The sequence below is a fragment of the Saccharothrix longispora genome, assembly GCF_030852425.1.
Taxonomy (GTDB): domain Bacteria; phylum Actinomycetota; class Actinomycetes; order Mycobacteriales; family Pseudonocardiaceae; genus Actinosynnema; species Actinosynnema longispora.
On sequence record NZ_NSDM01000009.1, the window covers coordinates 184346 to 205613 of the forward strand.

The 21268-nt window shown below is 74.3% G+C and carries 14 protein-coding genes; 8 read left to right on the plus strand and 6 right to left on the minus strand.

Annotation, left to right across the window (positions count from 1 at the left end):
* Nucleotide 1 precedes the first annotated feature (1 nt).
* The 3 genes from CKY47_RS21595 to CKY47_RS21605 form a co-directional block, all read right to left on the minus strand.
* Nucleotides 2-7657, minus strand: a complete 7656-nt coding sequence (locus tag CKY47_RS21595) for a non-ribosomal peptide synthetase (RefSeq protein WP_306747740.1) — start codon at nt 7655-7657, stop codon at nt 2-4.
* A gap of 79 nt (nt 7658-7736) precedes the next feature.
* Entirely contained in the window at nt 7737-9011 is a 1275-nt protein-coding gene (locus tag CKY47_RS21600; RefSeq protein ID WP_306747741.1) for a serine hydrolase domain-containing protein, read from the minus strand.
* Nucleotides 9012-9366: 355 nt separating this feature from the next.
* Nucleotides 9367-9954, minus strand: a complete 588-nt coding sequence (locus CKY47_RS21605; RefSeq protein WP_306747742.1) for a CGNR zinc finger domain-containing protein — start codon at nt 9952-9954, stop codon at nt 9367-9369.
* Between the two features lie 122 nt (nt 9955-10076).
* Between CKY47_RS21605 and CKY47_RS21610 the strand changes: the two genes are divergently transcribed.
* A complete protein-coding gene (locus CKY47_RS21610) occupies nt 10077-10766 on the plus strand; it encodes an MOSC domain-containing protein (protein WP_306747743.1) in 690 nt (229 codons plus the stop codon).
* 5 nt (nt 10767-10771) lie between these two features.
* On the opposite strand, the gene CKY47_RS21615 is transcribed toward CKY47_RS21610, so the two are convergent.
* Nucleotides 10772-11386, minus strand: a complete 615-nt coding sequence (locus tag CKY47_RS21615; RefSeq protein WP_306747744.1) for a GTP pyrophosphokinase — start codon at nt 11384-11386, stop codon at nt 10772-10774.
* A 176-nt stretch (nt 11387-11562) separates the two neighbouring features.
* On the opposite strand from CKY47_RS21615, the gene CKY47_RS21620 reads away from it, so the two are divergent.
* A complete protein-coding gene (locus tag CKY47_RS21620; RefSeq protein ID WP_306747745.1) occupies nt 11563-12408 on the plus strand; it encodes an EamA family transporter in 846 nt (281 codons plus the stop codon).
* Between the two features lie 21 nt (nt 12409-12429).
* Here the strand turns inward: CKY47_RS21620 and CKY47_RS21625 are convergent, their stop codons facing one another.
* Nucleotides 12430-13065 (minus strand): SRPBCC family protein, encoded by a 636-nt coding sequence (locus CKY47_RS21625; RefSeq protein ID WP_306747746.1) that lies wholly within the window; start codon nt 13063-13065, stop codon nt 12430-12432.
* Between the two features lie 424 nt (nt 13066-13489).
* Between CKY47_RS21625 and CKY47_RS21630 the strand changes: the two genes are divergently transcribed.
* The 5 genes from CKY47_RS21630 to CKY47_RS21650 all read left to right on the plus strand — a co-directional run bounded on the left by CKY47_RS21630 (nt 13490) and on the right by CKY47_RS21650 (nt 19738).
* Nucleotides 13490-14560, plus strand: coding sequence for a hypothetical protein (locus CKY47_RS21630; RefSeq protein ID WP_306747747.1), 1071 nt, complete (start codon nt 13490-13492; stop codon nt 14558-14560).
* Complete coding sequence (locus CKY47_RS21635) at nt 14557-15708, plus strand: toxic anion resistance protein (protein WP_306747748.1); 1152 nt, start codon at nt 14557-14559, stop codon at nt 15706-15708. Before CKY47_RS21630 ends, CKY47_RS21635 begins: the two co-directional genes overlap by 4 nt.
* On the plus strand, nt 15705-17336 hold the full coding sequence (locus CKY47_RS21640) for a vWA domain-containing protein (protein ID WP_306747749.1): 1632 nt from the start codon (nt 15705-15707) through the stop codon (nt 17334-17336). Before CKY47_RS21635 ends, CKY47_RS21640 begins: the two co-directional genes overlap by 4 nt.
* On the plus strand, nt 17333-17923 hold the full coding sequence (locus CKY47_RS21645) for a hypothetical protein (RefSeq protein ID WP_306747750.1): 591 nt from the start codon (nt 17333-17335) through the stop codon (nt 17921-17923). The genes CKY47_RS21640 and CKY47_RS21645 overlap by 4 nt, the downstream gene beginning before the upstream one ends.
* Before the next feature lie 297 nt (nt 17924-18220).
* Nucleotides 18221-19738, plus strand: coding sequence for a hypothetical protein (locus CKY47_RS21650; RefSeq protein WP_306747752.1), 1518 nt, complete (start codon nt 18221-18223; stop codon nt 19736-19738).
* An 11-nt stretch (nt 19739-19749) separates the two neighbouring features.
* On the opposite strand, the gene CKY47_RS21655 is transcribed toward CKY47_RS21650, so the two are convergent.
* The gene (locus CKY47_RS21655) at nt 19750-20181 is read right to left on the minus strand and encodes a hypothetical protein (protein WP_306747753.1); all 432 of its coding nucleotides are present in this window, start codon (nt 20179-20181) and stop codon (nt 19750-19752) included.
* A 422-nt stretch (nt 20182-20603) separates the two neighbouring features.
* Between CKY47_RS21655 and CKY47_RS21660 the strand changes: the two genes are divergently transcribed.
* Nucleotides 20604-21266, plus strand: a complete 663-nt coding sequence (locus CKY47_RS21660; RefSeq protein WP_371320717.1) for a lytic polysaccharide monooxygenase auxiliary activity family 9 protein — start codon at nt 20604-20606, stop codon at nt 21264-21266.
* Nucleotides 21267-21268 lie beyond the last annotated feature (2 nt).

Below are 21268 nucleotides of genomic sequence, written 5' to 3' on the forward strand. Positions count from 1 at the left end.
GTCACGCTTCCGTCTCTGCGAGGGCTTCGAGGTCGGCCAGCACCAGTTCCTCGACCAGGTCGGCGAGGGAGGCCACGGTGCGGGCGGTGAGGACGTCGCGCGGGGAGAGGTCGACGCCGAACGCCGCCTTGGTCCGGGACGTGATGTGCAGGCTTCGGATGGAATCGCCGCCGAGGGCGAAGAACCCGTCCTCCACGCCGACCCGTTCGACACCGAGGACGTCGGCCCAGATGGCCGCGATCGCCTCTTCCGTCCCGGTGCGCGGGGCGACGTAGGCCCCGGAGGTGACCGCGTCGCGCTCGGGCGCGGGGAGCGCGACGCGGTCGAGCTTGCCGTTGGCGTTCAGCGGCAGGCTTTCCAGTGCGACGAACGCCGCCGGGACCATGTAGTCGGGCAGGACACTGGCCGTGTGGTCGCGCAGTTCCGATGCCGTAGTCGGCTTGTCCGGCACGTAGTACGCCACCAAGCGGTGCTCGTTCGCCACTACAACGACCTGGCGGACGGCAGGGTGCGCCCCCAGGACGGATTCGACCTCGCCGAGTTCGATGCGGAACCCGCGGATCTTGACCTGTTGGTCGGCTCGGCCGAGGTAGTGCAGGACGCCGTCGCCCCAGCGGGCGAGGTCGCCGCTGCGGTACATGCGGGAACCGGGTGCGCCGAACGGGTCCGCGACGAACCGCGACGCGGTCAGCCCCGGCCGCCGGAAGTAGCCCCTGGCCAGGCCGGGGCCGGCGACGTACATCTCGCCGGGCACGCCTGGCGGGACGGGGTTGAGGTCTTCGTCGAGGACGTAGATGCGCAGGTCGGGCATGGCGACGCCGATGCTGCCGTCGGCTTGGGTGTAGGTGACGTGGACGGTGGTCTCGGTGATGCCGTACATGTTGATCAACGCACCGGGGCCGTCCCAGCCTTCGAGCTTGTGCATGTCGAGCGCTTCGCCGGCGAAGATGACGCACCGCAGGTCGAGCCCGGTCGGCTTCTCGGGGATGAGCTGGTAGAAGGCCGACGGGGTCTGGCTGAGGATGGTGACGCCTTCGTCGGCGAGCAGCTTGGCGAAGTCGCGTGGTGAGCGGGTCACGGCGTGGGGGACGACGACGAGTCGGCCGCCGTGCAGCAGCGCGGCCCACAGTTCGAACACCGACACGTCGAAGGCGTAGCTGTGGAACAGCGACACCACGTCGTCGGGTCCGAGGTTGAACCAGTGGTCGGTGGCGGTGAACAGGCGCACGACGTTGCCGTGGGGGATCACCACGCCCTTGGGCCGACCGGTCGAACCCGAGGTGTAGATGACGTACGCCGCGTTGTCGGGGCGCAGCGGCACCGCGGGGGCGGTGGCCGGGTACGCGCCGAGGTCGGGAAGCTCCGACAGGGTGGCCACCGGCCCCGCGTCGGCGATCGTGGCGGTGATCCGCTCGGGCGGGTAGACCGGGTCCAGCGGCAGGTACGCCGCACCGGACTTGAGCACGCCCAGCACCGCGACCACGAGGTCGAGGGAGCGGGGGAACAGCAGCGCGACCATCTCCTCGGGCCCCGCGCCCAGGGAGACGAGGTGGTGTGCGAGCCGGTTGGAGCGCTCGTCCAGTTCGCGGTAGGTCAGCGAGGAGCCTTCGCAGCTCACCGCGACGGCGTCGGGTGTGCGGGCGGCCTGCGCGGCGAACAGCCCGGGGATCGTCGTGCCCGGCTCGCTGACCATGGTGCCGTTCCAGTCGACCAACACCTGCTCGACCTCGGCCTGCGACAGCCACGGCACCCGGCCCAGCGGGCGGTCGGGGTCCGCGACCAGCTCGACCAGCAGCCGGCGCAGCCGCTCGCCCAGCCGCTCGACGGTGGCCTCGTCGAACATCGCCGGCTCGTAGCCCAGCAGCAGGCCCAGGCGCTCCCTCGGGTAGACGGTGGCGCTGAGCGGGAAGCTCGTGGTCTCCACGGCCGACAGCTCGCGCAGACCCATGCCCTCGGCCAGCTCGACCGGGTAGTTCTCGAACACCACGACGCTGTCGAACAGGTTCACGCCGCGCTCGACGCCGCTCCAGCCCTGGAGGCTGGTCAGCGGCACGTGCTCGAACCGCCGCGACTCGGCCTGGGCGTCCTGGAGCGCGCGCAGCCAGTCGGCCACCGGCGCGGTCCCGTCCACCTCGACCCGCACCGGCAGGGTGTTGATGAAGATGCCGGTGATCGAGTCGACGTCGGGCAGGTCCGCCGGGCGGCCGGACACGGTCGCGCCGAAGCACACGTCCCGCCGACCGCTGGAACGGCCCAGCAGCAGTGCCCACGCGCCCTGCACGATCGCGCTCGGCGTGAGCCGGTGCCGCCGGGCGAACTCGTAGAGCCGCGCGGACTCGTCCTCGTCCAGCTCCACGGACAGGCGCTCCGACGACGTGCCGTGCGCGGCGGGCCGGTCGGCGGGCAGCGGGGTGGGCGAGTCGAACGTGCCGAGCACCCGCCGCCAGTGCGCCTCGGCCGCCGCGCCGTCCTGCTCGGCCAGCCAGGCCGCGTAGTCGCGGAACGGACGCCGCTCGGGCAGCTCGCCGCGCGCCAGCACGTCGGACAGCACGTGGAAGACGCTCCAGCCGTCCAGCAGCACGTGGTGGAACGTCCACAGCACCTGCACGGCGGTGTCCGAGATCCGGGCGACGGTCAGACGCATCAGCGGCGCCACCGCCAGGTCGATGCCCTCCTCGCGGTCCGCGGCCAGCAGCTCGCGCAGCCGGTCCGCGCGGGCGTCGTCGGCGAGCCCCCGCCAGTCGAGGAACGTGAACGGCACGCGCGCGTCGGCGTGCACGACCTGGAGCGGTTCGGGCACGTCCTCCCACAGCACGGAGCTGCGCAGCACCGGGGTCCGGTCCACCACCCGCTGCCAGGCACGGGCGAACCCGTGCGGGTCGGCGACCCCGTCCACGACGAACGTGGTCTGCTGGAAGTAGACGCCCTTCTCGCCCAGGCCGTGGAACACCATGCCCGCCTGCATCGGGGTGAGCGGGTAGGCGTCCTCGCCGGGCAGCCGGTCCACCTGCTCCTGGGTGAGCCGCACCAGCGGGAAGTCCGACGGCGTGCGCCCGCCCGCGCCGGGGCGGGTGCAGTGCGCGACGATCGCGCGCAGGTTCGCCGCGAACGCCTCGGCGAGCGCGGTGGCGGTCGCGTCGTCGTGCAGCTGGTCGCTGTAGTAGACGGTGAACTCCAGCCGGTCGTCGCGCACCTGGCCGACCACGTCCAGCGGGTGCGGCCGGGGCGCGGCCGGGTCGGCGGACAGGTCGAGGTCGCGCTGGTCGGCGTCGAAGCGGCCCAGGTAGTTGAAGCTGACCGCCGGGGCGCACGCGGGCGCGGTGCGGGCCAGGTGCCGCAGGGCGCCGTAGCCGATGCCGCGCCGGGGCACCGCCCGCAGCTGCTCCTTCACCGACTTGAGCGCCTCGCCCCAGTCCTCGTGCTCGACGTCGAGCGCCACCGGGAACACGGTGGTGAACCAACCGACCGTGCGGGAGAGGTCGACGTCGTCGAACAGCTCCTCGCGGCCGTGGCCCTCCAGGTCGACCAGCACCCGGGGGCGACCCGTCCAGTCGGCCAGCGCCCGGCCGAGCGCGGTCAGCAGCACGTCGTTGACCTGGGTGCGGTACGCGCCGGGCACGTCCCGCAGGAGCGCGGCGGTCTCCTCGGCGGTGAGGCGCACGGTGGCCTCGCGCTGCGAGGCGGTGGTGTTCGCGCCGCGCCGGTCCAGCGGGACGTCGCCCGGCGTGGCGGCGACCGAGGTCCAGTGCGCCAGCTCGTCCGCGAACCCGTGGGTCGCGTGCTCGCCCAGCCTCGTCGCCCAGTCCCGGAACGACGTCGTCTTGCGCCCGATGCGGACGGGCTGCCCGGCCCGCGCCTGCCGGTGCGCGGTGGTCAGGTCCTCCACCAGCACCCGCCAGGACACGCCGTCCACCACGAGGTGGTGCGCGGTCAGCCGGACCGACCGCCCGTCCAGCACCTCGGCGCGCAGCAGCGGGCCGCGGGAGAGGTCGAAGCCGTCGAGCGCGAGCGGGTCGGCGTCCCCGACCGGGCCGACGACCTGGCGGTCGCCCTCGAACCGGGTGCGCAGCGCGTCGTGGTGCTCGACCAGCGCCTTCAGCGCGGTGCGCAGCGCGGTCACGTCGAGGTCGTCCAGGTCGACCACCACGGACTGGTCGAAGTGCTCGGGCCGGGTGGTGTGGTGCTCCAGGAACCACCGCTGGATCGGTGTGAGCGGCGCGTCGCCGGTGACCACGCCCTGGTCGGCCACGGGCGGCAGGTCGCGGCGGACGTGCGGCGCGATGGCCGCGACGGTCTGGTGCGCGAAGATGTCCCGCGAGGTCAGCACGAGCCCGGCGCGGCGGGCCCTGGTCACCACCTGGATGCCCAGGATCGAGTCGCCGCCCAGCGCGAAGAAGTTGTCCCGCACGCCGACCCGGGCGGCGCCCAGCACCTCGGCGAAGATCCCGGCCAGCACGGCCTCCACCGGCGTGCGCGGCGCCACGTACCGGGACCCCGCGCGCTCGGTGGGCGGTGCGGGCAGGTCGTCGCGGTCGAGGCGGTCCAGGCCGACGAACACCTCGGGCACCGCGTGCGGGGGCAGCACCTGCTCCAGCAGGCCGCGCAGCGAGGCGGGCGCGACGGGCGAGGTGTAGGCGATCAGCCTGCGGTCGACGACGACCACGGCCGCGTCGGTCACCTCGTCGTGCCGCAGCAGCGCCCGCTCCACCTCGGCGAGGTCCACCCGCACGCCCCTGATCCGCACGGCGTCGTCCGCCGTCGCCGTCAGGTCGACCAGGCCGCGCAGCGGTCGGTCCGGGTCCTCGACCACCAGGCGCAGCAGGGCGTCCAGGTCGTCGGCGAGCGCCTCCACCGTGGCGGCGTCGAACAGGTCGGTGTTGTACTCGACGGTCAGCGCCAGGTCGTCGCCGCGCGGCCAGAACTCGACCACCAGGTCGAACCGGGCCACCGGGCGCGGCAGGTCGTGCTCGGCGACGGTCAGGTCGCCGAACGCCGCGTCGCGCACCAGCGGCTGGTGCAGCGCCACCACGGCCTGCACGAGGGGAGTGCGGCCGGGGTCGGGGTCGGGGCGCAGCTCCTCGACGATCCGGTCGAACGGCACGTCGTCGTGCGCGAACGCGGCCAGCGCGGTGTCGCGCACCTGGTCCAGGAACGCGGTGAACGGCAGGTCGGGCTCGATCCACGAGCGCAGCACGAGGGTGCGGACGAAGAAGCCGACGGCGCGCTCCAGGTCGGCGCGGTCGCGGCCGGAGCTGACCGTGCCGACGGCGACGTCCCGCTGGCCGGTGCGCGCCGCCAGCAGCAGCTGCACCGCGGCGGTGAGCGTCATGAACAGGGTCGCCTCGTGGGCGCGACCCACCCCCGTGAGCCGCTCGACCAGGTCGGCGGGCAGCGGTCGGCGCAGCACCGCGCCCGCCGTCGTGCGCAGGGCCGGGCGGGGCCGGTCGGTGGGCAGGTCCAGCGACTCCAGGCCGGCCAGCCGTTCCCGCCAGTGGGCGAGGTCGCCCTCGGGGTTGGTGCGGTCCCACACCGCGAAGTCGGGGTACTGCACGGCCGGGTCGGCGGGGGAGCGGCCCGCGTACAGCTCGGCCAGCTCCTCCACCAGCACCTGCACCGACCAGCCGTCGGTGACGATGTGGTGCTGCACGAGGACCAGCAGGTGCTCGTCCGGGCCGACCGGCGCGAGCACCGCGCGGGTCAGCGGGCCGCGGCGCAGGTCGAACGGTTCGGCCAGGCCCAGGTCGTCGGCCCCGTCGGCCGGGCCGGGCAGCACGCGCAGCGGGATCGTGCCGTGGTCGGCGACGACCTGCACCGGCTCGTCGCCCGCCACGTCGAACGTGGTGCGCAGGGCGTCGTGGCGGGCGGCCAGCGCGTCCAGGGCGGCGGCCAGGCGCGGCACGTCCAGCGGCCCGGTCAGCCGCAGGCCGACCGCGGTGTTCTGCTCGGCCGTGCCGTCGAGGGAGAACAGCCGGCGCTGCGCGGGCGACAGCGGCAGCGGCCGGTCGCGCGGCACTCGGGGGATCGGCGCGCCCTCGTGCTCGGGGAGCACCTCGGCGAGCGCGGCGACCGTGCGGTGCTCGAACATCGTCCGCACCGGCAGACCGCCCAGCCGGGCCAGCGCCCGCACGGCGAGGATCGAGTCGCCGCCCAGGGCGAAGAAGTCGTCGAGCGCACCGACCAGCGGCGTGCCCAGCACGTCCGACCACACGCCGGCCACCCGGTGCTCGGCGGGCGTGCGGGGCTCCACGAACCCCTCGGGCACCTCGCCGACGACCGGGACCGGCAGGGCGGCGCGGTCCAGCTTCCCGTTGGGGTTCAACGGGAACGCGTCGAGCGCGACGAACGCCGACGGCACCATGTAGTCGGGCAGCGTGGCGGCCAGGTGTTCGCGCAGCCCGTCCGTGCCGCGGCCCACCACGTACGCCACCAGCCGCTTGGGCTCGTCCCGCGCCACGACCAGCGCCTGGTCGACGGCGGGGTGCGCGCGCAGCAGGGCCTCGACCTCGCCGGGCTCGACCCGGAAGCCGCGGATCTTCACCTGGTGGTCGGCGCGGCCGACGAACTCCAGCTGGCCGTCGTCGCGGGTGCGGACCACGTCGCCGGTGCGGTACATGCGCGCACCGGGCTCGCCGAACGGGTCGGCGACGAACCGCTGCGCGGTCAGGCCGGGCCGGCCGAGGTAGCCGCGGGCCAGGCCGACGCCCGTCACGTACAGCTCCCCCTGCGCGACGGGCCGCAGCTGGTCGTCCAGCACCCGCACCTCGGTCCCCGGGATCGGGCGGCCGATCGGCGGCGTGCCACCGGGTTCGAGCGGCCCGCTCCACGAGGTGACCACCGTGGACTCGGTCGGGCCGTAGGCGTTGATCATGCGGCGGCCCGGCGCCCACGCGGCCACCAGTTCGGCCGAGCTGGCGTCGCCGCCCACGATCACGGTGCGGAACGTCGGCAGCGCGCGAACCGGCACCGTGGCCAGGGCGACCGGCGGGATCAGCGCGTGCGTGACGCCGAACTGCTCGACCACGTCCGCGAGCTGCTCGCCCAGCAGCGGTCCCGGCGGCGGTACGACGAGCGCCGCGCCCGCCGGCAGGGCCATGCACAGCTCCAGCACCGAGGCGTCGAAGCTGGGGGAGGAGAACTGGAGCACCCGGTCGCCAGGCCGCACGTCGAAGTGCTCGATCTCGGCCGCGGCGAACGCGGGCAGGCCGCGGTGGGTGACCACGACGCCCTTGGGCCGCCCGGTGGAGCCGGACGTGTAGATGACGTAGGCGGGGTCGTCCGGCCGGATGTCCGCGCCCGGGTCGGTGGCGGGCTGGTCCGCCACGTCCACCGGCCCGTCCAGCACGAGCAGCGGGCCCGCGTCGTCCACCATGAACGCGATCCGGTCCGCCGGGTACGCCGGGTCCACGGGCAGGTAGGCGGCGCCGGCCTTGAGCACCGCCAGGCGGGCCACGACGTTGTCCACCGAGCGCGGCAGCTGGATCGCCACCACGCGTTCTCGGCGGGCGCCCTTCGCGATCAGCAGGTGCGCGAGCCGGTTGGCCCGCTCGTCGAGCTCCCGGTAGCTCACCTCGCCCTCGGCCGACACGACCGCGGCCGCGTCGGGGGTGCGTCGTGCCTGCGCGGCCACCAGCGCCGGCAGGGTGTGGGCGTGCGTCATCGCGAAAGGTGCCTCTCTGGCTCGGTAGGGACGACCGGGACGCGCTTTACCCGGTTCCGGAAAGTTCAAACGTGATTCGTCAGACCATTTCCGAGACCTGTCGGCGGGCGAGGCGCCCACCGATCTGGATCCATCGGATGTCGCCGTCGCCGGGGTCCCGGAGGAAACGGCCGGTCTGGTTGGTGTCGCCCGTGTCCGAATCGCGCATGGCGAACACCAGTCCGTCGAACAAGGAGAGGTCCGCGAACGGCTCGCCGTCCACGGTGAGCGCCAGCCGCTCCCGGTCGAGGGGGCGCACGGCGTATTCGACATCGCCGTTACGGAACCTCCCCGTGCAGTCCGGAGGTGGTGCGATGCGGTGGTCGAGGCCGCGCATTCCGTCGTAATCGCCCACCGGCAGCCCGGCGTCGGCCAGTTCCGGAACCAGGTCGCGCCACAACGCGAACCCGGGCCCCGCGTTCGAGGTCAGGGCGACCGTGGTGCCGTCGGCGGGGTTGATCCGGAGGTGGCACGAGGTGCCGTCGGCCGTGCCGTCGTGGCCGACCCAGCGGACCCCGTCGCGCTGGAACAGGGCGAGGCCGAGGCCCCAGCCGTCCGCCATGCCGAAGGGTTCGGCGTGCCGCGCGGGGGTGCGCATGAGGTCGAGGTCGTGGGGGTCGATCAGGTGCGGCGCCGACCCGCCGAGCATGCGGCCCAGGGCCACCAGGTCGGTCGCGCCGGCGGCCAGCGCGCCCGCGGGGGCGTCGACCAGGCTCAGCGACTGCTCGACCGGCACGGCCCGCCCGGTGTCCGCGTTGACCGCGTGCCCGGGGACCACGCCGACGCCCGCGCCGGGGCCGGTGGTGAACCGCGGCCGCACGCCCAGGGGGCGCAGCAGCACCGCGTCTATGGCCTCCCACCAGGTCATCCCGGTGGCGACCTCGATCAGGTGGCCGATCAGCGAGTAGCCGATGTTGGAGTAGGAGAAGCCCTCGCCCGGCCGGTGCAGCGGGTCGAGGTCGCGCAGCGCCTGCTCGACGTGGCGGCGCAGCGAGGTGGAGCGGACGTCCTCCGGGTCCGAGGGCAGCCCGCCCGTGTGGCTGAGCAGGTGCCGCAGCGTCAGCTCGCCCGAGACCACCGGGAGGTGGTCGGAGAGCGGCGCGTCGAGTTCGAGGTCACCGTCGGAGACCAGCGCCATGGCGACGGTGGCGGTGAACGTCTTCGTGATGGAGCCGATGGGTACGGCGGCGTCGGCGGGGAGGCCGATCTCGTGCGTCCAGGTCCGGCCGTCCTGGTGGACGGCCAGCTGGACGCCCGGCACGCGGTGCGCGCGGACGAGGTCGGCTAATCGAGTCGCGATCCTGTGCGTGTCCATCCTGGTCCTCTGAGAAATGAGCCGAAGTGGCTGCGGACCTACGTTGACTGTTGCGACCGGATCGTCGCGACCGCCGAACGGAGCATTTACAGAATGTTGATTCCCTATTTTGTCCAAACTTAACCCGTCGTTGTAGGGAGACGTGGCACGGTTCACTCGATCGGCAGGTTTGGACCGTCGTGTCTCGTAAACAAGCCCAGTACGCGAGGGTTATTCGCAGTCGCCTGGCAACGGTTGCGCTAAGGCGTACGCTCGGTCATCGGAGGCTGTCGAATGTTCATGGTGAGCCATTCGATGGACTTCCGAAACAATTTTACGGACACCCGTAACCGATACCTGCGGACGTCGTTTGACGCTACCCGGCCGTAGCCCCCGAGGTGCGCCGGTAGTGACGGGCGGCACGCGCCCGGTTCCCGCACCCCGTGGAGCACCACTCACGCCTCGGGTGGTCCTTCACGAAGTACAGGACGCAGCCGGGCGCGTGGCAGGCGCGCAGCAGTTCGCGCTCGTCGCCGGTGAACAGGTCGACGGCCTCGGCCGCGGTGGCGGCCAGTGCGGCGGCCACCGGTCCGGCGGTCGTCGCGGTGGTCCGGCGCAACCGTCCACTCACGACTTCGAGCTGCGGTCGGGTGTCCGCCCGGATCGCCGCCCGGTTCACCGCGCCCACGGCGCGCTCGACGTCCGCGTCCCGGGCGATCGGCCGTGGGTCGTCGGTCAGCGCGGCGGCGAGGTCGCGCACGGCGGTGCGCAGCTCGCGGAACGCGGCGAGGTCTTCGGCGGTGATGTCCCCGGCGGCGACCCGCGTGCCCGCGTCCGCCCCGACGTCGTTCCCGCTCAGCCACGCCGCGAGGTCGGCCGCGGTCGTCAGGTGGTCGCGCACGGTCGAGCGGTCGCGACGGACGGTGTTGGCCAGGCGGATCGGGCGCGGCTCGGTGGACGGCACGTGCCTCACGGTAACAGGGGCTTGCATCCGTGAGGGTCTCGTTCTAACGTTCGGAGGCCACTGCAAACGTTAGAAGGGATCGTCATGCCACAGGACGACACCGAACGTCGGGCGGGGTAGCCGTGCACGTGGAGGCGCTGTGGCGCTACCCCGTGAAGTCCCTGGGCGGCGAGCGGATCACCGCCGCCGAGCTCACCGACGACGGCGTGGCGGGCGACCGGCTCGTGCACGTCAGCGGCGGCCACACGCCGCTCACCGGCCGCACCCGGCACGGCCTGCTCACCATCCCGGCCTCCACCGGCCCCGACGGCACGCCGCTCGTCGCCGGCCACCGCTGGGACGGCCCGGAGGCCGGCGCGCTGGTCGAGCCCTTCGGCGGGAGGCTCGCCCGCTACCCGGGACCCGAGCGGTTCGACGTGCTCAACCTCCTCGTCGCCACCGACGGCGCGGTCCGGGCGTGGGGCTCGGACGTCCGGCGACTGCGCCCCAACCTGCTGATCGGCGGCGTGGACCCGGACGCGGAACGCGACTGGCCGGGGCACGCCCTGCTCGTCGGCGACGCCGTCGTCGGCGTGTTCTCGCTGCGCGCGAGGTGCGTCGTCACCTCGATCGACCCCGACAGCGGTGAGCGGCACCCCGACGTCTTCCGCCGCATCCGCACCGACTTCGGTGGCCGGCTGGCCCTGAACTGCTGGGTGATCCGACCGGGCCGGGTCCGCGAGGGCGACACCGCGGAGCTGGTGCCCACCGACGAGCTGCCGGACCACGTCGGCGGCTGGATCACCGGCGCGCCGTACGCGCTCCCCGGCTGACCGGCTCAGTCGCGCTGCACCTCCAGGTGCAGCGCCTCCATCCGCGCGTCCAGCTCGGCGGCGATGGCGGCGGTGTTCGTCAGCTCGTCGACGAACCCCGCGGGCACCTGGTCGTCGTACTTGTAGAACAGCTTGTGCTCCAGGGTGGCCCAGAAGTCCATGGCGATGGTCCGCAGCTGCACCTCGACCTTGACGTGCTCCACCCGGTCGGACAGGAACACCGGGATGCGCACGATGAGGTGCAGGCTGCGGTACCCGTTGGGCTTGGGCGCGGCGATGTAGTCCTTGGTCTTGAGGATCTCCACGTCGCTCTGCCGCGCCAGCATGTCCCGCACGCGGTACACGTCGGACACGAACGGGCACACCACCCGCACGCCCGCCACGTCGTCCAGGTGCTCGGCCGCCAGCGACAGGTCGGGCGGCAGCCCCTTGCGCGCGAGCTTGTCGAGGATCGCGTCCGGCCGCTTCACGCGCTGGGTCACGTGCTCGATCGGGTCGTGGCGGTGGACGAGGTCGAACTCCTCGCTGAGGATGCGGAGCTTCGTCATCAGCTCGTCCACGGCGAACTTGTAGACCACGAGGGACCGCCGCAGCAGGTCGTCCGCGACGTCCAGGTCCATGATCCCCAGGGTACCGCCGCCCCTGTCGGCTACGATGCCGGGCGTGAACACCCACTGGCACGTGGTCCTCCCGCCTCCGGGCGCCTGACGGGCGCACTCGCGGAAGCACACCCCACGCCTGCTCGCGCAGCGCGCCCGTTCGCGTCCCCTTCTCCTCCTCCGCGAACGGAGACCTGGTGTCCACTCTCGATGCACCGGCACGCCCTGGTCTGATCCAGGGGCCGCTGCCCATCCTCGCCGCGTGCGCCCTGTGGGGCACCACCGGCACCGTCAGCTCGTTCGCCCCCGGTTCCGCGCCGCCCTCGGCGGTCGGCGCGGCCGGGCTGGTGCTCGGCGGCCTGCTGCTGTTCCTCAGCGCGCGTGGCTCCCGCGACGTGCTGCGCACCGCCGACCGGCGGCTGCTCCTGCTCGGGGCGGTGACGGCGGCCGGCTACGCGCTCGCGTTCTACCCGGCCGTGGCGCGCACCGGTGTGGCGGTGGCCACGACCGTGGCGCTGGCGACCGCGCCGATCGTGCTCGGCCTGCGGGCCCGGCCGTTCACCACGCTGACCGCCGTCGCCGGGTGCGCGGTGCTCGTGCTCGGTGGCGGCGAGGCGCACGTCGACGTGGTCGGCGTCGGACTGGCGCTGGTCGCGGGCCTGTCGTACGCCGCCTACTCGGCCGTCTGCGCCCACCTGATCGCGCGCGGGCACCCGTCGCGGGCGGTCGTGGGCGCGGTGTTCGGCGGCGCGTCGGCGCTGACCCTGCCCGTGCTGCTGGTGCTCGGCGTCGGCTGGGTGGGCACCGTCCAGGGCGCGGCGGTGACCGCGCACCTCGCGGTGTTCACCACGTTCCTGGCGTACCTGCTGTTCGGGCTCGGCCTGCGGCACACGAGCGCGGCGGCGGCGACCACGCTGACCCTGGCCGAACCCGCCGTGGCGGCCGTGCTGGGCGTGGTCGTGCTGGGTGAGCGCCTGCCGCTCGTGTCGTGGTGCGGCATGGGCGTGCTGGTGCTGGCGCTGGCGGTGCTCGCCCGCCGGTGAGCGCGGGCCGGCCGCCGCGGTTCACGCCTCGGCCGCGGCGGCCGGCTCGTCCAGTTCCCGCCGGGCGCGCCGCGCGCTGTACGCCCTGCTCGCCAGCACGGCCGCGCGCAGCTTCCGGCCCCCGCCCACCACCGGGTAGCGGCAGGTGGCCGGGGTGCCGCCGGTGGCGGGCGCGAACGCGTACTCGATCCGACTCGGGGCACCGCTCGCGGTCCCGGCCACGACGGTCGTCAGCCGGTGCGGCCGGACGAACTCCACGGAGGACACCTCGGCGTCCGCCTCCGCGCCGAGCACCCGTGACGTCTGCCGGTACCGCGTGCCGGGGCCGGGCGTGACGAGCTCGACCCGCGTCACCGACGAGAACACCGCGACCGACCGCGCCGGGTCCGCGAGCAGGTCGAACACCGCCTCGGGCGCGGCCCGCACGTGCCGCTCCAGGGTGAACGCCACCACCGCGGGCGCGGCCTCGACGAGGTGCTCGGCGAGCCGGTCGGCGTCCCGGCGGAACCGCAGGTCGCTCAGCTCGAAGGCGTTGCGCCGGAGCAACGGGCGCAGCGAGGGCGGCAGGTCCCCGGCGGCGGGCAGCGCCGCACCGCCCACCAGCACCGGGACGACGCGCAGGCCGCGGGCCGGCGCGCGCTCCACCTCCAGCCGCACGAAGTCCGCCGGGTCGTGCAGGCGCTCGGACGCCCACGCCCGCCCCGACGACCGCCGGCAGCACGTCGCACCGGTCCAGCACGCGCTCGACGACCACCGCGAAGTCCTCGCCCGGCCCGATCGAGTCGACGTCCAGGAACACGGCGTCCTCGCCGAACCGCGCGGCCAGCACGTCGTACAGCCGTCCGGCGTGACCGGAGCTGTCGTCGCGCCGGTAGCTGATGAAGGTGGTCGGCACCCCACCAGCTCGGCAGTTCGACGCCCCGCGACCGCCGCTCGTCGGGCGGGACGGCGCCGTCGGCCCCTCACCGGGTGAACCGACACCCATCGTTCACCCACAGTTCTCCCGTCCACCACCGCTTCGTGCGTCGAACGAGGCGGGCGGGGGAGAGGATTCCGACGAACACGGGGGTGAGCAGGTCAGGTGAAGCGCCGGTTGTCCATCGGCTCGGCCGTGCTGTTGCTGGCCGCGGTCGTCGCGGTGGTGGTGTGGGACGGTCCCGGCGACGCGCGGGGAGGAGGTGGCCCGACCACCGTCCGCGGTGTCATCGGGTCGGAGAAGCTCGCGTTCTTCCGCGACCCGAGGGTCGTCGAGCGGTTCGCCGCGCACGGGCTGTCGGTGGAGGTGGACACCGCCGGGTCGCGGCAGATCGCCACCTCCGTCGACCTCGGCGAGTACGCGTTCGCGTTCCCGTCGTCCTCGCCCGCCGCGCAGAAGATCCAGCGCGACAGGGGCACGACGGCCGGCTACACGCCGTTCCAGTCGCCCCTGGCCGTGGCGTCCTTCGAACCGGTCGTGCGGCTCCTGGAGGCGGCGGGCGCGGTGCGCCGGGGCGCCGGGGACTACCGCGTGCTCGACGTCGCGGCGGTGCTGGAGCTGGCCGGCACCCGCTGGGACCAGCTGCCCGGCAACACCGACTACCCGGTGCGCAAGAACATCCTGGTGACCACGACCAACCCGGCCGAGTCGAACTCGGCGGCCATGTACCTGGCCGCCGCGGCGTTCGTGGCCAACGGCGACGCCGCGGTCACCGCGCCCGAGCAGGAGGCGCGGGTGCTGCCGCTGGTCGCCGGCCTGTTCCGCGACCAGGGCTACACGCAGAACAGCACCGAGGGGCCGTTCGAGGACTACCTGGCCGCGGGCATGGGCAAGGCGCCGCTGGCCCTGGTCTACGAGTCGCAGTACCTCGACCGGGTGCTGCGCGGCGACGGCTCGATCCGCCCGGACATGCGCCTGCTCTACCTCGCGCCCACCGTGTACTCCAAGCACACGCTCGTGCCGCTGGACGACCGGGGCGACGAGGTCGGCAGGGTGCTGTCCACCGACGCCGAACTCGGCAGGCTCGCCGCCGCGTTCGGCTTCCGCACCACCGATCCCGCGCACTTCGCCGGCGTCGTCGGCGACAAGGCGCCCGTCGACCTGGTGGACGTCGTCGAACCGCCGTCGTTCGAGGTGCTGGAACGGCTGCTCGACGCGGTCGGCGCGCCGTCGTGACCGGGTTCGCGCTCACCCCGCCCGAGCCGGTGCCGCCGGTCCCGGTCGAACGCGCGGCGGGCCTGATCGCCCTCGACGACGACGCCCGCGCCGACGTCGGCCGACGCGCCGACGAGTTCGCCGGGCGGTTGGCGGCGCTCGACGCGCGCTCACCGGCGTTCACCACCGCGCTGGACGAGCTGCTCGCCGTCGGCGAGTCGGACATGCGCGCGGCGGCCGGCGTGGCGGGCGCGATGCTCGACCGCTCCGCCCGCGCGCTGCGCGACGGCTCGCCGCAGGTCGGCATCACCACCAGCCTGGCGGGCCTGCGCCGCACCGTCGCCGAGCTCGACCCGGCCAGGCTGCCGATCACCGGGCGCAAACTGGTCCGGCTGCTGCCCGGCGCGAACGCGGCGAAGCGCGCCCTGGACCGCTACCGCGCGGCGGGGGAGCCGGTGGACCAGCTCGTCGTGGACCTGCGCACCCGGCAGGACGCGTTGCGCCGCGACAACGCCGCGGTCAAGCGCGAGCGTGAGCGGCTGTGGGAGGTCATGGGTCGGCTGGCCGAGTCCGCGGCCCTCGCCGAGGCTGTCGACGGGGCCGTCGCGCGGCAGGCCGACGTGCTCGACCTGACCGACCCCGAGCGGGCCCGGGCGCTGCGCGCCGACGTGCTGCACCCGATCCGCCGACGCCACCAGGACCTGCTCACCCAGCTCGCCGTGAGCGCCCAGGGCTACCTCGCGCTGGACCTGGTGCGGCGCACCAACGACGAGCTCGTCCGCGGCGTCGAGCGGGCGGTGTCCACCACGGTCGCCGCGCTGCGGGTCGCCCTGCTGGTCAGTGGCGCCCTGGCGCAGCAGCGGGACGTGCTCGACGAGGTCGACGCCGTGCGCGCCACCACCGACGGCCTGCTGCGCGCCAACGCCGACCTGCTCGACCTCCAGACCGCGGAGATCCGCCGGGCGGGCAGCGACCCGGCGGTCGCGGTGGAGGCGCTGCGCTCCTCGTTCGACCGCATCTACGCCGCGATCGACGCGGTCGACGGCTACCGGGCGGACGCGGTGCGCACGATGGAGGCGACGGTCGAGTCGCTGTCCGGGGAGGTCCGGCGCGCGGAGGCGCACCTGCGCCGCTCGCACGACACCGCGCTGGTCGAGGGGGACCGATGAGGACGCCGTTCACGCTCGTGCTCGTGCTGCTGCTGGTGTCGGCGTGCACCGGCCCGACCGACCCGGGGCCGGCGGAACCCGGCCTGCCGGCGGGGCCGCCCAGGCCCGGCGTGCTGCGCGTGCTCGCCGGCAGCGAGCTGACCGACATGGGGGACGTGCTGGAGGAGGCCGCGGCCGCCACCGGGGTCCGGGTCGAGTTCACCTTCACGGGCACCCTGGAGGGCACCGAGGCGCTGGCCGGGGGCGCGGTCGACGGCAGGTACGACGCCGTGTGGTTCTCGTCCAACCGCTACCCGGCGGGCGTCCCCGAGGCGGCCCGGCGGCTCGGCGCGCAGGTCGAGGTGATGAGCTCCCCGGTCGTCCTCGGACTGACCGGGTCGAAGGCCCGCGAGCTGGGCTGGACCGACCGCCGGGTCGGCTGGGGCGAGATCGCCGAGGCCGCCGGGCGGCGCGCGTTCAGCTACGGCATGACCGACCCGTCCGCCTCGAACTCCGGGTTCTCCGCGCTGGTCGGCGTCGCGTCCGCCCTCGCCGGGGCGGGCGCCGCGGTCGACGCCGCGCAGATCGACGCGGTCACCCCGGAGCTCAAGGAGTTCTTCTCCGCGCAGGCGCTGTCCGCCGGCTCGTCCGGCTGGTTGTGGCAGGCCTACCAGCGCCGCGCCACCGGCGAGGACCCCGGCGGGAAGGTCGACGGGCTGATCAACTACGAGTCCGTGCTGCTGTCGGTCGACTCCGTGCGCGCATCGCCCGAGGAGTTCACCGTCGTGTACCCGAGCGACGGGGTGGTGACCGCCGACTACCCGTTCACCCTGCTCGCCGACGCGGGCGACGACGCGCGCGACGCCCACCGTCGCCTCACCGACCACCTGCGCACGCCCGACGCGCAGCGCCGGATCATGGAGACCACGCACCGCAGGCCCGTCGTGCCGGGCGTCGCGCTGTCCGACGACTTCACGCGGCGCGACCTGGTCGAGCTGCCGTTCCCCGTGGCGCAGGCGGCCGTCGACGCGCTGCTCGCCGCGTACTTCGACGAGATCCGGCGCCCCTCCCGCACCCTCTACGTGCTCGACACCTCCGGGTCGATGGCGGGCGACCGCATCGCGTCGCTGCGCTCCGCGCTGATCGGGCTGACCGGCGCGGACGACTCGCTCACCGGTCGGTACCGGCGCTTCCGCAGCCGCGAGGAGGTGACGATGCTGCCGTTCGGCAGCGCTCCGGGCGAACCGCGCACCTTCACCCTGCCCGAGGGCGACCCCACGGCCGCACTGGCCGGGATCGCCGAGTACGCCGGGGGACTGCGGGAGGGCGGCGGCACGGCGATCTACGACAGCCTGTCGCGCGCCTACGAGGTGATGGGACCGCTGGTGGCCGCCGACCCCGACCGGTTCACCTCGATCGTGCTGATGACCGACGGCGAGAACACCGACGGCTCGGGCCTCGCGGAGTTCGAGGCGTCGTTCGGCTCGGTGCCCGCGCGGCTGCGGGGCGTGCCGGTGTTCACCGTGCTGTTCGGCGAGGGCAGCGACGACGAGCTGACCCGCGTGGCCGCGCTGACCGGCGGCAAGGTGTTCGACGCCCGCGCCGTCGACCTCGGCGGGGTGTTCCGCGAGATCCGCGGGTACCAGTGATCGGCTACCTGGGCTCCACCAAGAACCTCGTCGGCTGCCTGGCCGGCCTGGCGGGCGTGCTGCTGCACGTGACCGGCGCCGTCGGGGCGTGGTGGCCCGCGGTCGTCGCCGCCCTGTACGCGGCGGGCGCGCTGCTCGCCCCGGCGGAGGGGGTGCGCCTGGTGCCGGTCGACCCGGTCGTCGAGGTCGGGCGGCTGCGGTCCGGGCTGGACGAGCTGGTGCGCGGGGTGGAGGCCCGGGCTTCCCGCGTGCCGCCGCCCGCCCTGGAGGCGGTGCGCCGGATCGCCGCCGTGCTCGGCGACCTGCTCGACCGGCCCGCCACCCTGACCGCGGACCCCGAGCTGCGGCACGCCGTGCCGCGGTTGGCCCGCACCGACCTGCCGCTGTCCGTGCAGACCTACCTGAACCTGCCGTGGTGGTACGCGGTCCGGCAGCGGGCGGGCGGGACGAGCCCGGACGCCGAGTTGCTGGCCCAGTTGGAGCTGCTGGAGGCCGAGGCGCACCGGCTCGCCGACCGGGTGTACGGCGCCGACGTCGACCGGCAGGCCGACCACACCCGATATCTGAGGGACCGCGACGAGGGCTGACCGATGGTGTCCGCCCGGTGAGGTACCGGGGTTCGGCGCGCACCTGTCGGCACTGCTGGACGCCCTGACCCCCGAGCGGGCCTGCCTGGTGCAGCAGGTGCTGCGCGGCGTCGAACCGGCCGTCATCCACAGCCGGCACGCCTCCGCGCCGGCCGGCCTCGTGGCCGAGCTGCCCGGGCTGCACGCGGCGCTGGAGCACCACCACGCGGCGGGGCAGCCGCAGAAGCACCTGGTCGACCGGTTGTGCGAGAACGTCCCCGCTCGCGTCGACGCGAGCACCGCCGTCCGGGACGGGACGTGCTCGACCCGAACGCCGGGCTGGTGCGGGACGCGCGCGCCGCCGTGGCCAGGTCCGATGTGGACGGCGTGCGCCCGCTCGGACCGCTGCGCGACGCGGTGTCCGGCGTGGACGGGGTGCTCGCACGGCGGTTCACCGAGGTCCGGGAGCACCCGGACGACACGGCCGACGGCGTCGCCGACGAGGTCGCCTGCCTGCTCGCCGCGCTCGCCCGCGACCCGTCGGCCGTCGAGCTGGACCTGGCGCGCCTGGACCGCTGGGACGCCGCGTCGGTGTGGCGGACCCTGCGACCGGACGTCGCGCCGCACCGGGCCGCGCTGGTCGTGCCGGGAGCCGGCGCGCTGGAGGGCCTGGACGCGTTCGACGCCACCGCCGAGCAGGCGCCGCCGCGCTCGGCCCGCTCCCTGCGGTGGGACTCGGCGACGCAAGGGCCGCGCGCCTTCGTCGACGCCACGTCGGCGGGCGGCGAGGTGCGCGCGGTGGACCGCCGGTCGGCCGCCCGCAAGGCCCGCCGGGCGCTGGTGGAGCTGCTCGACCAGTACACGGCGGGCACGCGCCTGTCCTCGCCGGTCGTGGACGCCCGGGTGCTGGTGAACCGGGTGGGTGCGGCCGGGACCGAGCAGTGGCGGCCGCCCGTGCGCACCACCCCCGTCGCCCGCCCGTTGACCCGCCGCGAGCTGCCCGACGAGGTGCGGCGGGCGCTGCGGATGGCGCACGTGGCCGCCGGCGCGCCCGCCGTGGCGTCGGCGCCGGCGTGGTCGGCGCTGGAGGCCTGCGGGTTGGTGCGGCGGCACGAGCCGGCCGCGGCGCCGGCTGTGCAGGCGTTGCGCCGGCAGGTCGTCGGCGCGTACCGGACCGTGCACCAGTCCGCGGCCGCGCGACTGGAGCAGGCCCGGCGGCGCGTGGCCGAGGCCGAGCGCGCCGAGCGCCACCGCGCCGCCGCCCGCCGGGACCCGACCGGCCGGGCCGGGTCGTCCGCCGCCCGCGCCGCGCTCGGCGACCTCCTCCCGCACCTGCACCCGCCCGCCGTCCACGAGGTCACCGGCCGGCGCGCCGCGCCGGCCGGTCCCGAGGTGCTCGCCGGCCGGTTGCGCGACCGGATCACCCGCACGTCCGCGGTCCTCGACGCCCTCCACGCGACGAGGAACCCCACCCCGCACTCCGGGCCGGCCGGCGACGAACCCGTGCACGCCGTCGGCGCGGTGATGCTGACCGACCTGGCCCTGGAGGTCCTGGGCAACTGGTACGCCCACGCGTCGGACCCCACCACCCCGCCCGCCGAGGTGATCGCCACCCTCGCCCGCCGCCACCACGAGATCCTGTCCCGCCTGACCGGCGGCACGCGACCGGCCCGGCTCGACTCCGACCGCCTGACCAGCCCCGGCACGACCGGCGTGTGGCGGCCGCGCCGGCCCGCGGTGGGAAACGCGACGGTCCGCCGCACATCCGTGGTGCGCGGCGGACCTCACTGCTCGGTGCTCTTCAGCGCGTCGTCGCGAAACGGTCGGCGGTCGTGACCGGCGACCGCCTACTCCTCTTCCGCCTCGACCTCGACGTCGTCACCCTCGACCTCGGCGTCCTCGCCCCAGCCGTTGTCACCGGCGTGGCTCTCGACGCTCTCGCTGAAGGCGCCCTCCTCGCCGGCGTAGTGCGTCGAGTTCCAGTAGTGGGCACCGTCCGAGCCGTGGTCGCCGCCCCAGCCGTGGCCGCCGGCGAGCGAGCCCGTCTCCTCGGAGTAGGCCCCCTCGTCGTCCGCCCACGACTCGTGTTCCAGGAAGAACGCCACACCGTCCACGACGCCGGAGTACACGCCCTCCGAGCCCGCGCCCTCGGATGTGGCGACCGAGACCTCGTGCTCGTGGTGGACGTCCTCGGCGGACGCCGAGGCGAGACCGGCGGCACCGATCAGCACCGGGGCGGACACGAAGCTCGCGGCGATGAGACGAGTGATGTTGCGCATGGGGAACCTCCTTGAGTAGTGACCATGCGCCAGTCAGGTACCCGACGTGATCAGGTCCAACGGTGGGTAAGCGGATCGGGTAAGGATTCTGGTGCGGTGTGACCACCTCTGACCTGCGCTCATCACCAAGAGTGCGCGGAAAGCGCGACCCTGTGGGTGATGTCCGACGCCTGCACCGCCGATGACGCGAGCTCCACTGTGGACGCCGGCGACCGGTGCCCCGACGACCCGGCCGAGTGGCTGCGCGACCGTGCGCCGGCGCAGGGCCTGCCGGCTTTCGTCGAACACGGGCGTCGAACGCCGTCGAATGGAAGTCGTTGTGCGGCAACACTTCCCAAGATTGCGCACAGGTGGTTACAGTGCGATTTGGGAGCGCTCCCAGTCTGTTGGTCATCCTCAACGAGGAGGAGAGAGTGGCGCTCATGCCAATCCCTGCGAGAAAGAACGTGTTCGCCCGGTCCCTCGCGTTGCTCGTGGCCGTCACGGGGCTCATGGCGGGGCTGCTGACCGGCGTGGCCGACGCGCACGGCTCGACCACCGACCCGCCGTCGCGCAACTACGGCTGCTGGCAGCGCTGGGGCAGTGACTTCCAGAACCCGTCGATGGCCCAGCAGGACCCGATGTGCTGGCAGGCGTGGCAGGCCGACACCAACGCGATGTGGAACTGGAACGGCCTGTACCGCGAGGGCGTCGCCGGCAACCACCAGGGCGCGATCCCCAACGGCCAGCTGTGCAGCGGCGGGCGGACCGGCGGCATGCGGTACGCGGCGCTGGACAACCCGGGCCAGTGGAGGGCCGTGACCAAGCCGCGGCAGTTCACGCTCACCATCACCGACCAGGCCCGGCACGGCGCGGACTACCTGCGGGTGTACGTGACCAAGCAGGGCTTCGACCCGACCAGGCAGGCACTGGGCTGGAACAACGTCGACCTGGTCGCCACCACCGGCCGCTACGCGCCGGCGGGCACCTACCAGGTGGCCGTGAACGCCGGCAGCCGCACGGGCCGCCACGTCGTCTACGCGATCTGGCAGGCCAGCCACAGCGACCAGTCGTACTACTTCTGCTCCGACGTGATCTTCCAGTAGTC